This is a genomic window from Streptomyces sp. NPDC005533, assembly GCF_042871845.1.
GTDB lineage: Bacteria > Actinomycetota > Actinomycetes > Streptomycetales > Streptomycetaceae > Streptomyces.
The window spans coordinates 34,721-47,748 of sequence record NZ_JBIAJH010000005.1 but is presented as its reverse complement, the minus strand read 5'-3'; the positions used below and the strand labels follow the sequence as shown (position 1 = coordinate 47,748).

Genomic DNA, 13,028 nt, shown 5'->3' with positions numbered 1-13,028 from the left:
CCCGCTACGGGGAGCAGTGGTAGGTGAAGTCCACCGCGGCCGTGCGCGGTTCCGGGGACAGCAGTCGCAGTTCGGCCCGCGCGGGGTAGTCGCCCGCGCCCTGGAAGGTCCACAGCAGGTGCAGCCGGGCCTCGCGCTGCCCGCGCGGCACCCGTTCGGTCAGCTCCTGCGACTGCGTGCCGTCGCTGCGGATCCACCGGTAGGTGAGGGTGCCCGGGTGCCCGTCGGTCCCGACGACGGCGACCACGTCGGCCGTCGCGTCACAGGGCGGTCCCTGGGGATCGGTGCTCACGGCCACGTCGCGGACCTCGATGCCGGGCCCGAACCGCTGCCAGCCGAGGTACGCGAGGACGGCGGCCAGCACCACCGCGGCGAGGGCGTACCGCCGCAGGCCGGCGAGGCGGCGCCGCCGGGGCGCGGCGACGGAGGCCACCACCACGGGGAACGGCGCGGGCATGGCCGCGGTCACCCCGGGCCCGAACCGGAGCACGGACCCCTCGACCCGGTCGGGGGCCACCTCCGGGGCCACCGGGGGACCGGAGAACCAGTGGCTGCCGAGGACGGTGGCGCTGTAGTCGTCGCCCTCGGGGGCGCGCGGATCGGTCATCGGGGCACGTCCTGGCAGCGCAGAAGGTACTGGGAGGCGGACGCGGACCTGTTCCCGGCGGCAGGCTTCGTGGTCACCCGGACGCCGCCGTAGCAGCCGCGGTCGCGGGTGAACGCGTGGGACTTGACCACGGTGACCGGCGAACCGGCCTGGACCGTGAACGACTCCGTGCCGTCGGCGACGGAGTAGGAGCCTTGGGCGCCGCCCAGGAACCACTCCAGCACCACGGTGACCGGTCCGGTGCCCTGCGACGCGACCGAGACGGTCGCGTCGCCCCGGTACACCCCGGTCTTCAGCGACACGTCGACCTTCGTGACCACCAGGGTCGGCGTCGGCGTCGGCGTGGGAGACCAGCTCACCGTCGGCTTCGGGGTGGGGCTCGGCGCGTACGACGGCGACGCGGACGGCGACGCGGACGCGGACGTGGACGGCGAAGGGCTCGGGGACGCCGAGGCGCTGGGAGTCGGCGACGCGGAAGCGGAAGGGGAAGAGGAGAGCGTCGCATTCGGGGTCGGGGACGCCGATCCGGGCGGGGCCGCGCTCGTCGTGGCGAAGGCGCTCAACGCGGAGGCCCCGCCGGGGGACGCCCCGATCGCGTCCGTGGTCAGCACCACCACCGCGCCGAGGACGAGCGCCACTCCCGCCGCGAGCCAGCCGCTGCGGCCGGGCGCCCAGCCCGAGCCACTGCCGAGGGTGGTCGTGGCCACCGCCGTGGTGCCCGCCGCCGGGGCGCCCGCCGAGGGGAACAGCAGGGGCAGCAGCGCGGCCAGCGCCGCCAGTTTGCGCTGCCCGCGCTCCTCCCAGTCGGGCCCGTACGCGGCCAGGGCCACGCCTTCCAGCTCCGCGACGAACGCCTCGGCGTTCTCCGGGCGCTGCTCGGGCTGCTTGGCGAGGCCGCGCCGGATCAGCGGCCGTACGGGCTCCGGGGCCTCGGTCTCCGGGACCGGCGCCTCGATGTGCTGGACGGCGAGCTCCGCGAAGTTCTCCCCGTCGTACGGCTTGCGGCCGGTGAGGCACTCGAAGAAGGTCGCCGTCGCCGCGTACACGTCGGCCGCGGGCGAGGCCGGCCGGCCCTGCCACTGTTCGGGGGCCATGTAGGCGGGGGTTCCGGCCACACCGGGCGTGGTGCCCCGGTTCGCCGCGATCCCGAAGTCCACCAGTTTCGAGGTGCCGTCGGCCGCGACCAGCACGTTCTCCGGCTTGTAGTCCCGGTGGACCACGCCGGTCCGGTGCGCCGCCGCGAGCCCGAGCAGCGATCCCTTGAGGACCACCAGCGCCGCCTCGGCGTCCGCCTGCCCGGACTGCTTGAGCAGCGCGCGCAGCGAGATGCCGTCGACGAGCTCCATCACGATGGCCGCGCCGCCTGGCGCCTCCACGTACTCGTACAGCCGCACCACGTACGGGGTCCCGAGCCCGCCCAGGAGGCGGGCCTCGGCCCGGAACTCCCCGACGAACGCGGGGTCCTCGCGCAGCCGGTCGCTGAGGTACTTCACGGCGACGGCCGTGCCCGTGGCGTCGTGGACGGCGAGCACGACGCGGCCACTGCCGCCCGCGCCGAGTTCCCGGACCTCCGTGTAACCGGGGACCGACCATGCCGCCCGTGTGTCCTTCATCGTTCCCGCCCCCGTCCGGCTGTCCGCCGTGCCGTGCCGTGCCGTGTCCCCCTGGCCGGTCGGTGACCGGCCACCCCCTGGGACACGGTTTCCGGCACGGCCGGTTCCAGACCGTGCGGGGTGTCTCAGGCTGCGGCTCTCATGCCGCGGCCGCCATCGCGCCGATCATGTCGTGCAACCGGTCGGCGGCCGCCCGTCCGAAGGCCGGGTCGTTGATGTGCGTGTCGTAGTCGTAGAGCCGGGCGGCGCTGCCCCGCAAGCCTTCGCGCAGCGCCGTGAACAGAGCCCGGTCCGCGCCGGGGTCATGGTACGGCCCGCCCGGCGATCCGAGCGTGGACAGTCCGCGGAGCGGGACGCAGACCGCCGTGGGGCCCGTCGCGACGCGGAGTTTGGCGGCGACGCGTCGGCCCAGTTCCGTGCATTCCTCCTGGTTCGTACGGATCACCGTGATGGACGGGTTGTGGACGTGGACGCCCCGGTCCAGGACCCGCCGGGGCAGGCTCTCCAGCGGGCCGAACTTCACCATGTCCAGCGCCCCCAGGCTCACCACCTGCGGGATCCCGGCCCGCCCGGCCGCGGTGAGCCGGTCCGGGCCCGCGGTGAGGACGCCCCCGCACAGGTCGTCGGCGAGCTCGCTGAGGGTGAGGTCGAGGACGCCGGCGAACACCCCCTGGCCGGCCAGGGTCTCCAGGGTGCGGCCGCCGGTGCCGCTGACGTGGAAGACGAGCACCTCGTAGCCGAGGTCCGTCAGCCGCTCGCGCGCCGCGTCCACCCCGGCCGTGGTCACGCCCGCCATGCTCGCCGCGATCAGCGGGCGGCCGCCCGCCCCCAGCGGGGGCGGGCGGTGCTCCAGGGAGGCGCGGGCGTAGGCCCTCGCCATCCCGGCGATCGCCTCGACGGCGTTCGCCAGGACCGGTGCGGAGATGCTGTTGATCCCCGCCATGTCCACCACGCTGTACATCATCGTGATGTCCGAGGAGCCCACGTAGGGGCTGACGTCCCCGGACGCCATGGACGAGACCATCAGTTTCGGTACGCCCAGCGGCAGGGCGCGCATCGCCCGGGTGGAGATGGAGGTGCCGCCGCTGCCGCCGATCGCGAGGACCCCGTGCAGCCTGCCCTCGGCGTGCAGGCGTAAGAGCGTCGCCTCCGCGCCGCGGGCCATCGTGGTCACGGCCGCGCCCCGGTCGGCGGCCGCGCGCAGTTCCGACAGTTCCGTTCCCGCCGCCCGGGCGACCGCGTCGCGCGGTACGTCGGCGGGCACCCGGGGTTCGCCCATGATTCCTGTATCGACCAGTACCACTTCGACGCCGGCGCGCAGCAGCCTCTCGCGCAGCCAGCCGTACTCCACACCCTTGGTGTCCAGGGTTCCCACCAGCACGACGTTCGTCATATGTGCAATGTCCACGCGGGTGGGGGTGTTGGCAAGCGCGGGTACCGGTCAGCTCTCAAGGCCTCTCAGGAGCACCAACAGCCGTTCCAGGAAAGGGACCTGAGACTTAATCAGCATCTTTTCGGCCAGTGGCGGTGCGAACCACGACACCCGGTCCAGCTCCGGGAACTCCTGGACGTTCCCGGAGTGCGGGGGCCATTCCATGGTGAAGGTGCCGGGCACCATCAGCTCCGGGTCGAGGTCCGCCTCCACCGCCCAGATGGTCACCAGCTTCCCGCTGGTCAGCCGTACCTCGCCCAGGGGCAGGTACTCGCCCTCCGGCGGGGGCAGCCCGATCTCCTCGGTGAACTCCCGGCGGGCCGCGTTCCGCGGAGTCTCCTCCGGTCCGTACTCGCCCTTCGGGATGCCCCAGCCCCCGGCCTCCCGTCCGGCCCAGAGCGGTCCGCCCATGTGCCCGAGCAGGACCTCGACCCCGGCCCCCTCCTCTTCCGGCCGTCCGCCGGTCCGCCGGAACAGGAGCAGTCCGGCACTGCGCTTGTGCGTCATGGGACCATCCATGCCCCGTGCGGGCGCGGATCAGTGCTCCGGAGTCAGTGGGCGTGCGGGCCCTGCCGGTGGACCGGCCCGTGCGCGTCCGCGCAATGGGAGCCGGACGGGCCCTCGCCCGCGCGGCCCACCGTGAGCAGGGGATCCTGCGCGTGGTCCACCTGGAGGGTGGTGTGCGTGATCCCGTACTCCTTGGCCAGCAGCCCCTCCAGATCGCGGCGCACGGCGTGGCAGTCGCCCGCCGGCTCCACCAGCACGTGCGCGGAGAGCGCCGCCTGGCCCGAGGTGATCGTCCATATGTGCAGGTCGTGCACCTCGGTGACGGGCAGGTGCCCGACGAGCCGGTCGCCGACCGCGTCCGGGTCCACATGGGCCGGGGCGGCCTCCAGGAAGATCCGACCGGACTCGCGGACCAGCCCGTAGCCCGCCCTGACCATCAGCACCACCACCACGAGGGTGGCGATCGCGTCCGCCTGCCGGAAGCCGGTGGTCAGCACGATCAGACCGGCGACGGCCGTCCCGATGAAGGCGAACAGGTCGTTCAGGATGTGCTGGTAGGCGCCCTCGACGGCCAGCGAGGACCGGTTCGCCCGGGAGATGCACCAGGCCGCCGCCACGTTGACGACGATGCCCGCGAGCGCCGTCACCAGGACCAGCCCGCCCTCCACCGGCGGCGGATCCACCAGCCGGCGCACCGCCTCGTACGCCAGCCACACCGCCAGCAGGAGCAGCGTCAGGCCGTTGGCCTGGGCGGAGAGAATCTCCGCGCGCTTGAGGCCGTACGTGAATCCGCCGCGGGCCGGGCGGGCCGCGAGCCGCATCGCGATCAGCGCGAGGACGATCGAGACGGCGTCCGTCAGCATGTGGGCCGCGTCGGAGATCAGGGCGAGGGAGTTGGCCATGATGCCGATGCCCACCTCGACGGCCATGAACGTACCGATCAGCCCCAGGGCGATCGCCAGCCAGCGGCGGTCGGCGTCGGCGGACACGCCGTGACTGTGTCCCGCGTGTCCGCTTCCCTGCCCGGGCCCGTGGCCGTGGTCGTCGTGCGCGTGGTCGTGCCCACTCATGGCGTCCCCCGTCTCATCGCGGCACCCGTGTGTTCGGTTCCGTCGCGTGAAGTGAAGCGCACCCCGGCGCGATGGGCAAAGGCTGCAACGGGGACCGTTGTCATTACCCATAAGAGGCCTCTGACCTGCGACGATGTAGGTGCCCTGCCGGGCGGGCGGGTTCATGGGAAAATCTGCTCATGGTCCAGCGCCCCGGAGTGCCGACCGCACCCGAGCTCGTCCTGGTGACCGACACGGGCTCCGTCGAGATGAGCCCGGGCCGGACGTACCACGTCGGCAGGGACCCGCTCTGCGACATCTGCCTGGAGGACGTCAGGGTCTCCTGGCACCACGCCGTCCTGCGCCCGGAGGGCGACCACTGGACGGTGGAGGACGAGCACAGCACCAACGGCACCTGGGCCGACGGCCGGCGCGTCCACGAGTGGAGCGTCGGCGCCGGCAGTCAGCTACGGTTCGGCGACGCGGAGGACGGCCCGCGCGCCGTCCTCGTCGGTCCCCCGCCGCCGCCGGCCGCCGCCGAGCCCTCCGCCGGGCCGGACGCCGCGTACGCAGGCCGGCCGTCCCGCGTCTCGTCGCAGTCCCGTACCTTCCAGCGGCCGACGACCGTGCGCCCGCTGCTCGCCCGTACCGCCGTGCGCATCGGCCGCGACCCCGAGAGCGACCTCTTCATCGACGACCTCACGGTCTCCCGCCGGCACGCCGAACTCCGCGCCCTCGCCGACGGCGGCTACGAGATCGCCGACGTCGGCAGCCACAACGGCACCTACCTCAACGGCGCCCGCCTCGACCGCCGGGCCGCCCCCCTGCGCCAGGGCGACATCGTCGGCATCGGCCACTCGGCCTTCTGCCTCGTCGGCGACCATCTCGAGGAGTACGTGGACACGGGCGAGGTCTCGCTCGACGTCCAGGACCTGACCGTCGCCGTCGACAAGGGCCGCAAGATCCTCCTCGAGCGGGTCTCCTTCCCCGTCGGAGCCAAGTGCCTGCTCGCCGTCGTCGGCCCCAGCGGCGCCGGCAAGTCCACCCTCCTCGGCGCGCTCACCGGACTGCGCCCCGCCGACCAGGGCACCGTCCTCTACGACGGACGCGACCTGTACCGCGACTACGCCGAACTGCGCCGCCGCATCGGCCTCGTCCCCCAGGACGACATCCTGCACTCGCAGCTCACCGTGCGGCGGGCCCTCGGCTACGCCGCCGAACTGCGCTTCCCGCAGGACACCGCCAAGGCCGAACGCCAGGCCCGGGTGGAGGAGGTGATCGGCGAACTCGGCCTCCAGCAGCGTGCCGACCAGCCCATCCACAGCCTCTCCGGCGGCCAGCGCAAACGCGTGTCCGTGGCCCTGGAGCTGCTCACCAAGCCCTCCCTGCTCTTCCTGGACGAGCCCACCTCCGGCCTCGACCCCGGCATGGACCGCTCGGTGATGCACATGCTGCGCGGCCTCGCGGACGACGGTCGCACGGTCATCGTCGTCACCCACAGCGTGCTCAACCTCGACGTCTGCGACCGCCTCCTGATCCTCGCGCCCGGCGGACGCACCGCCTACTACGGCCCTCCGGAGAAGGCCCTCGCATTCTTCGGCTTCGAACAGTGGCCCGAGGCGTACGAGGCGTTCGAGAACGACCAGAACCGCGACTGGGCCGGGCAGTACCGGGCCTCACCGCTGCAGAGCCGCTACGTCGACGTCACCGCCGGAAGGTCCGCGCTCCCTCCCGCCGGGGAGGCGGCCCGCACGTCCGGCGCCGTGCCGCAGCCGCCGCCCAAGGCCCAGAGCTGGGGCTCCCAGCTCTCCACTCTGATCCGCCGGTACGCCGCCGTGCTCAGCGCCGACCGCACCTTCCTGGCCATCATGATCGGGCTGCCGTTCGTCATGGGCTGCCTGGCCCGCGCACTGGCCGGCAGCGCCCTCACGGCCGAGACGGGCCTGAACGCGCTGTTCATCCTGGTCCTGGGCGGAGTCCTGACCGGCTCCGCCAACGCGGTGCGCGAACTCGTCAAGGAACGCGTCATCTACCAGCGCGAGCGCGCCGTCGGTCTGTCCCGGTCGGCCTACCTGATGTCCAAGGTGGTGGTCCTCGGCGCGCTCACCATCGCCCAGGCCGTGGTCCTCACCGTGGTCGGCCTCGCCGGGGTCGACCTCAACGCCCCCGGTGGCAAGGGGATCTTCCTGCCGCCGCTGGTCGAGATCGCCCTCGCCGTCGCCCTGCTGTCGTTCACCTCCATGCTGCTCGGCCTGATGATCTCCGCCCTGGTGACCAAGGAGGAGGCCACCATGCCGCTGCTGGTCCTCCTCACCATCGTCCAGTCCGCCTTCTGCGGCGCCCTGCTGAAGATCTCCGGCGTACCCGTCCTCGAACAGCTGGCCTGGTTCGTGCCCGCCCGGTGGGCCATGGGAGCGATGGCCACCACCACCGACATCGGCGCGATCGTGCCCCTCAAGATCACCCAGGACCCGCTGTTCGACCACAAGACGAGCCTGTGGCTCCTCGAAATCGGCATGCTGCTCGTCCTGTCCGTGCTGTTCACCGTGCTGGTGGCCCGGATGCTGCGCCGCAACGAGCCCGCGGTCATGAGGAAGTAGCCGCCCATGACCAGCCCCGGTCCGGTCGAGGACTTCCGGCCCACCCACATCGTTCCGCAGGAGGGTCTGCCCGCCTGGGACAGCCCCGACGTGTCCCGCCCCACCGTGCCGCTCGACGGCTTCCTCCCGGTCCAGCTGCTGTCCCGGCGCGGTGACTGGGGCGAGGTCCTGTGCGCCAACGGCTGGTCCGCCTGGGTGGACGGCCGGCTCCTGGTGTCGGTGCCGCAGCCCCCGCCGACGGCCGACCGGCCGCTCGCCCGTACGGAGGACGCGCGGCCGCAGCTCACGCGCGCCGCCGAGGCCCTGGAACGCTACCGGCGCGCCGTGGACGAGCTCGCCTCGGGCAGGACGGACGCCGACTCCTTCCGGCGCACCGTACGGGGGCTGCGGGCCGGGGTGGTCCTGGACGGGGAGGCCGTGTGGGTCTACGACGCCACGGTGGGGAAGTGGCTGTACGGAGACGAGAGCCGCCTGACGACCTTCGCGGTCGTGGCGGCGCCCGGAGCCTCGCCCGGTCCGGCGCAACCGCCGTCCGCAGCCGCCCCGCCGAAGCCGACGCCGACGCAGGCGGGATCCGGGTCCGGCGTCCCCCCGAACCCGCCCCCGGCCGGCGCCCGCCCGGAGCCCGACCCGGAGCACGACACCACCCGGATCGTGGACACACACGACCCCGAAGCCGACTGAACACGACCGCGGCACGGACGCGCTCCAGCGCCGGACCCGCCCCGTCCCAGGCTCTGGCACGGCTTCACCCAGGGCAGAAGGCCACTCCCTTCCCCCCGCGCCCCCGATCCCTAGGGTGAGGGGGTGACCACTCATGCGCCGAACGACTCCCGCGTCATCTCCCTGCGCCCGCAGGCCCCGTCGCCCGGTTCCGGCGGGCCGGCCGGCGCCCCGCGGCGACCCGTGGGGGGTCCCCAGCCACGCGCGCCGAAGGAGCCGCTGTGGCGTGACCTCGTCGGCGACGTGCTGCGGCGCGAGCGGCTCGCCCAGGAACGCACCCTGAAGGACGTCGCGGAGGCGGCCCGGATCTCGATGCCGTACCTGTCGGAAGTGGAGCGCGGACGCAAGGAGGCATCCTCCGAGGTACTCGCGGCCGCCGCCCAGGCCCTCGGGCTCGGCCTCGCCGACCTGCTCCTGCTCGCCGGTGACGAGCTGGCCCGGCACGCCCGGCGCCGGATGGTCCGGGGCCGCACGTCACCGACGCCGCCCACGGCCCCGTACGACGGCCTCTGCCTCGCCGCCTGACCTGGCCGGGCCGGGCCGGGCCGACGGCCGGTACGACGGGGCGCGCCCCCGCCGTACCGGCCGCCTCGGCGGGCGCTCGGCCACGGCCGCGCGGGCTCAGGCGAACGCGAACCGTCGGCTCAGCACCTCGTCGGCGAGCCCGTAGGCCACGGCCTCCTCGGCGGTGAACACCTTCTCCCGGTCCATGTCCGCCCGCAGCGTCGCCACGTCGTGGTGCGTGTGCCGGGACAGGACCTCCTCCACCTGCGAGCGGATACGGACCATCTCCTTGGCCGCGAGGCTGAGGTCGGAGACCGTCCCCTGCCGGCCGCCGCTGGCCGGCTGGCCGAGCAGCACCCGCGCGTGCCGGAGCACGAACCGTCGTCCGGGATCCCCGCCCGCCAGCAGCACCGCCGCCGTCGACGACGCCTGACCGACGCAGAAGGTGGAGATCGGCGCCTGCACGAACGTCATCGTGTCGTAGATCGCCATCAGTGAAGTGAACGATCCACCGGGCGAGTTGAGATAGATCGAGATCTCCTGCTCCGGGCTCGCCGACTCCAGGTGCAGGAGCTGCGCGATGACCACGTTGGCGACCCCGTCGTCGATCTCGGTGCCGAGGAAGATGATCCGCTCGTTCAGCAGTCGGCTGAAGACGTCGTAGGACCGCTCGCCCTGCGCGGTCCGCTCGATCACGTAGGGAACCGTGTACGACCCCATGTCACAGCCCTGCCCGTCGGCGCGGCGTGTCCGGGCGGATGTCGGCGAGCGACTCCACCACCCGGTCCACCATCCCGTACTCCCTGGCCTGTTCGGCCGTGAACCAGCGGTCCCGGTCGCCGTCCCGCGCGATCGTCTCCTCGCTCTGCCCGGTGTGCCGGGCGGTGATCCGCTCGACGGCCTTCTTGGTGAACTCGAGGTTCTCCGCCTGGATCTCGATGTCCGCGGCGGTACCGCCGATGCCCGCCGACGGCTGGTGCATCATGATCCGCGCGTTCGGCAGCGCGAACCGCTTGCCGGGCGTCCCCACGGTGAGCAGGAACTGCCCCATGCTGGCGGCGAAGCCCATCGCGAGCGTCGAGACGTCGTTCGGGATGAGCCGCATCGTGTCGTAGATGGCGAGACCCGCGGTGACCGACCCGCCGGGGCTGTTGACGTACAGGCTGATGTCCGAGCGCGGGTCCTGCGCCGACAGCAACAACAGCTGCGCGCACACCCGGTTGGCCGAGACCTCGTCGACCTGGGTGCCGAGGAGGACGATCCGCTGGTCGAGCAGCCTTGCCGCGAGGTGGTCGTCGAAGGGGCCGGGCGGTGTGTCGCCCTCCTCCGCGCGGGGCGCGAGCATGGTGAGGGGAGTCATCTCTTCTCCTTGTCGAGGCGGGATGCCGTCGACTCCACTCTCGACCTCGGGAACCCCCCGAAGGCCGTTCCTCTGCCCCCGGCAGATCCGCTACGGGCGGACACGACGTCGCTCCTGGCCCACGCCGTCGTGATGCGCGCCGGCCCGACCCTACTGACGGGGAGGCTGCGCTCGGCGGCGCGGTCGACGACCGCCCTCCGCACGCCACCGCCTTCCCCCACCGGCCCGCCGGTGCCCCCTCCACGACGCGGCTCGCGCAGTGCTTGAGGCCGACGGAGCCTTTTCGACCACCGTGGACGCTGTGGCCGTCGATCACGGGCGGGGTCCGGGTGGTTCAGGACGCCAGGTCTACTTCCCCGTCCCGGGCCTGACGCCGGTAGTCCTGCGGCGCCAGCACGTACACCTCGGCGACTTCAGGACGGAGGGGGTCGTGGACGTCGGGCTCGTCGAGGAGCGTCAACACCCAGCGCAGCACCGTATCGATGGTGAGTGCCGGGCCCCACTGCTTGCCCAGGACCTCCGCGTCGATGCCACCGGAGGTGGTGATGTTGGGGTGGTAGACCGGCTCGGTGAACCGCATCCGGGGCGGGGAGGCCGGATACGTCGTGGGCACGGTGACCTCCAGGGGAAGGCGCCGGCCGGCGAACACCGACGAAGGGCCCGGTATCAGGACCGCTTTCCACCGGAACGGATCACCGTCGACGCAGGGAGCGATGAGCATCTCGTCGCCGGGGGGCGACTGTGTCAGGTGCGCCGCTTCCTTCTTCAGCCTGACCTCAGCAGTGTGATCCACCGGGGGCTCCGTCCTTCCAGCGCGGTAGCGGGCCGCCGGTCCCGGAACCTCGGGCGCCGTGACCGACATCCCGCGTATGCCCACATCGCCGCATCCCAGCTCTGACCCCGCCCCGCCCCGTCAAGCCGCGCCCGCCCGCCCGGCCGTCCGCCCGCCCGGCTAGGCGAAGGTGAACCAGTTGACGTTGACGAAGTCGGCGGGCTGGCCGCTGTCGAAGGTCAGATAGACGTCGTGGGTTCCGGTGGTGCGTCGGATGTCGGCGGGGACGGTGCGCCAGGCCTGCCAGCCGCCTGTGTTGGCGACGGCGAAACCGCCGACCGGTGTGGCCGTGGGGCTGCCGAGGCGGACCTGGACCAGGCCGCTGACGCCGCCGGCGGCCCCGGAAGCGACGCGGGCGTCGAAGCGGGTGGCGCCGGTGGAGCCGAAGGCGACAGACGAGAACTTGAGCCAGTCGCCGTTGGACAGACGGCCGACGTCGGATCCGCCGCCGCCGTCGGAGCACGCCTCGACCTGTGCTCCGGACTGGGCGTTGAACGCCTCGGCCTGGATGGTGGTGAAGGCGCTGACCCCGCCGCCCGGGGCGGTGGCGGTCGGCGTCGGGGCCGGTGTGCCGCCGCCGGCCACCCCGCCGACCGTGATGGTCCAGCGGCCGGGGGTGCCGGACTGCACCTTGCCCTCGAAGTCGACTCCGGCCGGGTGCACGTCGTCGTACGGGAAGGCGTACCCGAGATGGTCGGGGGTGGTGGCGTGCAGGATGCGGGCGTAGTGGTTGGTGCGCGGCCGGGTGTAGAAGGCCGCAGGGTTCTCGGCGGTCGGCTGGTAAGGGTTGTCCAGCAGGGTGGTGCGGTTGAAGGCGGCGGCGAGCCGGGCGCTGAGATTGCCCATCAGGTCGTTGCCCGTGGTGAAGGGCGCGTCGCTGCAGGAGAAGATCGACAGGGTGGACGGTTTGGCGAAGCTGCCGACTCCGGGGAAGGCGAGGACGTCGCCGTTCACCCGGCCGGTGACGGTTCCCCAGGTGAACTGGGTGTCGATGCGCAGGTCGGTGGAGCGGTACTTGTTCCACACCTCGTCCACGTACCCGTCGAAGTAGCCGCGGAACAAGGCGCTGTTGCCGCGGATCGCCAGGTTGGGGCTGAGCACGCGCACGTCGCGGCCGCCCGCGGTGACGATCAGCCGGCTCCAGTCGCTGCCGTCGGCGGCGGACTGGGCCCGCAGCGCGGCGGCGACCCGGGACAGCCCGTCGGCGGGCAGCCCGCGCACCGTCTGGGTGCCCTGCCCGGTCTCCAGTTGGAAGGCGATCGGCAGCGAGACCATGTCGACGAACGTGATGTTGGCGTACAACTGGTCGCTGTTGAAGGTGAATTCGCAGAAGTCGTGCGCGACGCTCGCGTTGGGGTCGGTGGGGTTGCTCACCGACGGCAGGGCCAGACCGCCGCCGCGGTTCATCAGGAAGGTCAGCTTCGTGCCGACGGAGAAGTAGATGCGGCCGCTGTCCAGGCGCGGCAGCGTCACCCTCCGCGCTCCGGCGCCGGACGCGTTGAGCGCGATGGCACAGTCGACCCCGAGCGGGGTCTGATCGTTGGCCGGAGCCGGCGGGTGGTACAGGCTGGAGCCGTCGGCCTGGATGAAGGCCCAGGTGCCGCCGGCCGCGGGGTCACGGCCGAGTACATAGGCGTACACCGTGTTGTTGCCGGTGGTGTTCACCAGGTCCAGGGGGAGCGTGGTGGTGGTGGAGGCGTTGGCGCCCACCTCGAGCCAGGCAGCCGCGGCGGGCACGGCCAGGGCCAGGCCCGCCGTCACGGCGAGGAGTTTCCTACGGGGCATGGTGCGTTGGTGGCGA

The 13,028-nt window shown here is 72.8% G+C and carries 12 protein-coding genes; 3 read left to right on the top strand and 9 right to left on the bottom strand.

Annotated features, from left to right (window positions below; translation table 11 throughout):
• Nucleotides 1-4 precede the first annotated feature (4 nt).
• The 5 genes from ACFYP3_RS06655 to ACFYP3_RS06635 all read right to left on the bottom strand — a co-directional run bounded on the left by ACFYP3_RS06655 (nt 5) and on the right by ACFYP3_RS06635 (nt 5,229).
• Nucleotides 5-607, bottom strand: a complete 603-nt coding sequence (locus ACFYP3_RS06655; RefSeq protein ID WP_388827798.1) for a hypothetical protein — start codon at nt 605-607, stop codon at nt 5-7.
• Nucleotides 604-2,220 carry a serine/threonine-protein kinase gene (locus tag ACFYP3_RS06650; protein ID WP_388827796.1) on the bottom strand — a complete coding sequence of 539 codons (1,617 nt, stop codon included), beginning with the start codon at nt 2,218-2,220 and terminating at the stop codon, nt 604-606. The genes ACFYP3_RS06655 and ACFYP3_RS06650 overlap by 4 nt, the downstream gene beginning before the upstream one ends.
• Before the next feature lie 139 nt (nt 2,221-2,359).
• Entirely contained in the window at nt 2,360-3,613 is a 1,254-nt protein-coding gene (locus ACFYP3_RS06645; protein ID WP_388827793.1) for a Tm-1-like ATP-binding domain-containing protein, read from the bottom strand.
• A gap of 48 nt (nt 3,614-3,661) precedes the next feature.
• Nucleotides 3,662-4,159, bottom strand: a complete 498-nt coding sequence (locus ACFYP3_RS06640) for an NUDIX domain-containing protein (protein ID WP_388827790.1) — start codon at nt 4,157-4,159, stop codon at nt 3,662-3,664.
• 44 nt (nt 4,160-4,203) lie between these two features.
• Nucleotides 4,204-5,229, bottom strand: coding sequence for a cation diffusion facilitator family transporter (locus tag ACFYP3_RS06635; protein WP_388827787.1), 1,026 nt, complete (start codon nt 5,227-5,229; stop codon nt 4,204-4,206).
• Between the two features lie 179 nt (nt 5,230-5,408).
• On the opposite strand from ACFYP3_RS06635, the gene ACFYP3_RS06630 reads away from it, so the two are divergent.
• The 3 genes from ACFYP3_RS06630 to ACFYP3_RS06620 all read left to right on the top strand — a co-directional run bounded on the left by ACFYP3_RS06630 (nt 5,409) and on the right by ACFYP3_RS06620 (nt 9,056).
• Nucleotides 5,409-7,808 (top strand): FHA domain-containing protein, encoded by a 2,400-nt coding sequence (locus tag ACFYP3_RS06630; RefSeq protein ID WP_388827784.1) that lies wholly within the window; start codon nt 5,409-5,411, stop codon nt 7,806-7,808.
• Between the two features lie 6 nt (nt 7,809-7,814).
• The gene (locus tag ACFYP3_RS06625) at nt 7,815-8,492 is read left to right on the top strand and encodes a hypothetical protein (protein ID WP_388827781.1); all 678 of its coding nucleotides are present in this window, start codon (nt 7,815-7,817) and stop codon (nt 8,490-8,492) included.
• Nucleotides 8,493-8,615: 123 nt separating this feature from the next.
• Nucleotides 8,616-9,056: a helix-turn-helix domain-containing protein gene (locus ACFYP3_RS06620; RefSeq protein ID WP_388827778.1), complete on the top strand. Its 441-nt coding sequence runs from the start codon at nt 8,616-8,618 to the stop codon at nt 9,054-9,056.
• Between the two features lie 96 nt (nt 9,057-9,152).
• Here ACFYP3_RS06620 and ACFYP3_RS06615 read toward each other — a convergent pair whose 3' ends face one another.
• From ACFYP3_RS06615 to ACFYP3_RS06600, 4 genes are all read right to left on the bottom strand, one after another.
• Nucleotides 9,153-9,755 (bottom strand): ClpP family protease, encoded by a 603-nt coding sequence (locus tag ACFYP3_RS06615; RefSeq protein WP_388827774.1) that lies wholly within the window; start codon nt 9,753-9,755, stop codon nt 9,153-9,155.
• 1 nt (nt 9,756) lies between these two features.
• A complete protein-coding gene (locus ACFYP3_RS06610; RefSeq protein ID WP_388827771.1) occupies nt 9,757-10,395 on the bottom strand; it encodes a ClpP family protease in 639 nt (212 codons plus the stop codon).
• A gap of 334 nt (nt 10,396-10,729) precedes the next feature.
• Nucleotides 10,730-11,188, bottom strand: a complete 459-nt coding sequence (locus ACFYP3_RS06605; protein ID WP_388827767.1) for a ubiquitin-conjugating enzyme E2 variant — start codon at nt 11,186-11,188, stop codon at nt 10,730-10,732.
• Between the two features lie 159 nt (nt 11,189-11,347).
• Nucleotides 11,348-13,012 carry a beta-1,3-glucanase family protein gene (locus tag ACFYP3_RS06600; protein WP_388827764.1) on the bottom strand — a complete coding sequence of 555 codons (1,665 nt, stop codon included), beginning with the start codon at nt 13,010-13,012 and terminating at the stop codon, nt 11,348-11,350.
• Between the last annotated feature and the right edge of the window lie 16 nt (nt 13,013-13,028).

Coding starts and splice junctions, on each gene's coding strand:
- ACFYP3_RS06635 (WP_388827787.1), bottom strand. CDS start 5,229: ATGAGTGGGCACGACCACGCGCACGACGACCACGGCCACGGGCCCGGG.
- ACFYP3_RS06610 (WP_388827771.1), bottom strand. CDS start 10,395: ATGACTCCCCTCACCATGCTCGCGCCCCGCGCGGAGGAGGGCGACACA.
- ACFYP3_RS06655 (WP_388827798.1), bottom strand. CDS start 607: ATGACCGATCCGCGCGCCCCCGAGGGCGACGACTACAGCGCCACCGTC.
- ACFYP3_RS06615 (WP_388827774.1), bottom strand. CDS start 9,755: ATGGGGTCGTACACGGTTCCCTACGTGATCGAGCGGACCGCGCAGGGC.
- ACFYP3_RS06640 (WP_388827790.1), bottom strand. CDS start 4,159: ATGACGCACAAGCGCAGTGCCGGACTGCTCCTGTTCCGGCGGACCGGC.
- ACFYP3_RS06630 (WP_388827784.1), top strand. CDS start 5,409: ATGGTCCAGCGCCCCGGAGTGCCGACCGCACCCGAGCTCGTCCTGGTG.
- ACFYP3_RS06645 (WP_388827793.1), bottom strand. CDS start 3,613: ATGACGAACGTCGTGCTGGTGGGAACCCTGGACACCAAGGGTGTGGAG.
- ACFYP3_RS06600 (WP_388827764.1), bottom strand. CDS start 13,012: ATGCCCCGTAGGAAACTCCTCGCCGTGACGGCGGGCCTGGCCCTGGCC.
- ACFYP3_RS06625 (WP_388827781.1), top strand. CDS start 7,815: ATGACCAGCCCCGGTCCGGTCGAGGACTTCCGGCCCACCCACATCGTT.
- ACFYP3_RS06650 (WP_388827796.1), bottom strand. CDS start 2,220: ATGAAGGACACACGGGCGGCATGGTCGGTCCCCGGTTACACGGAGGTC.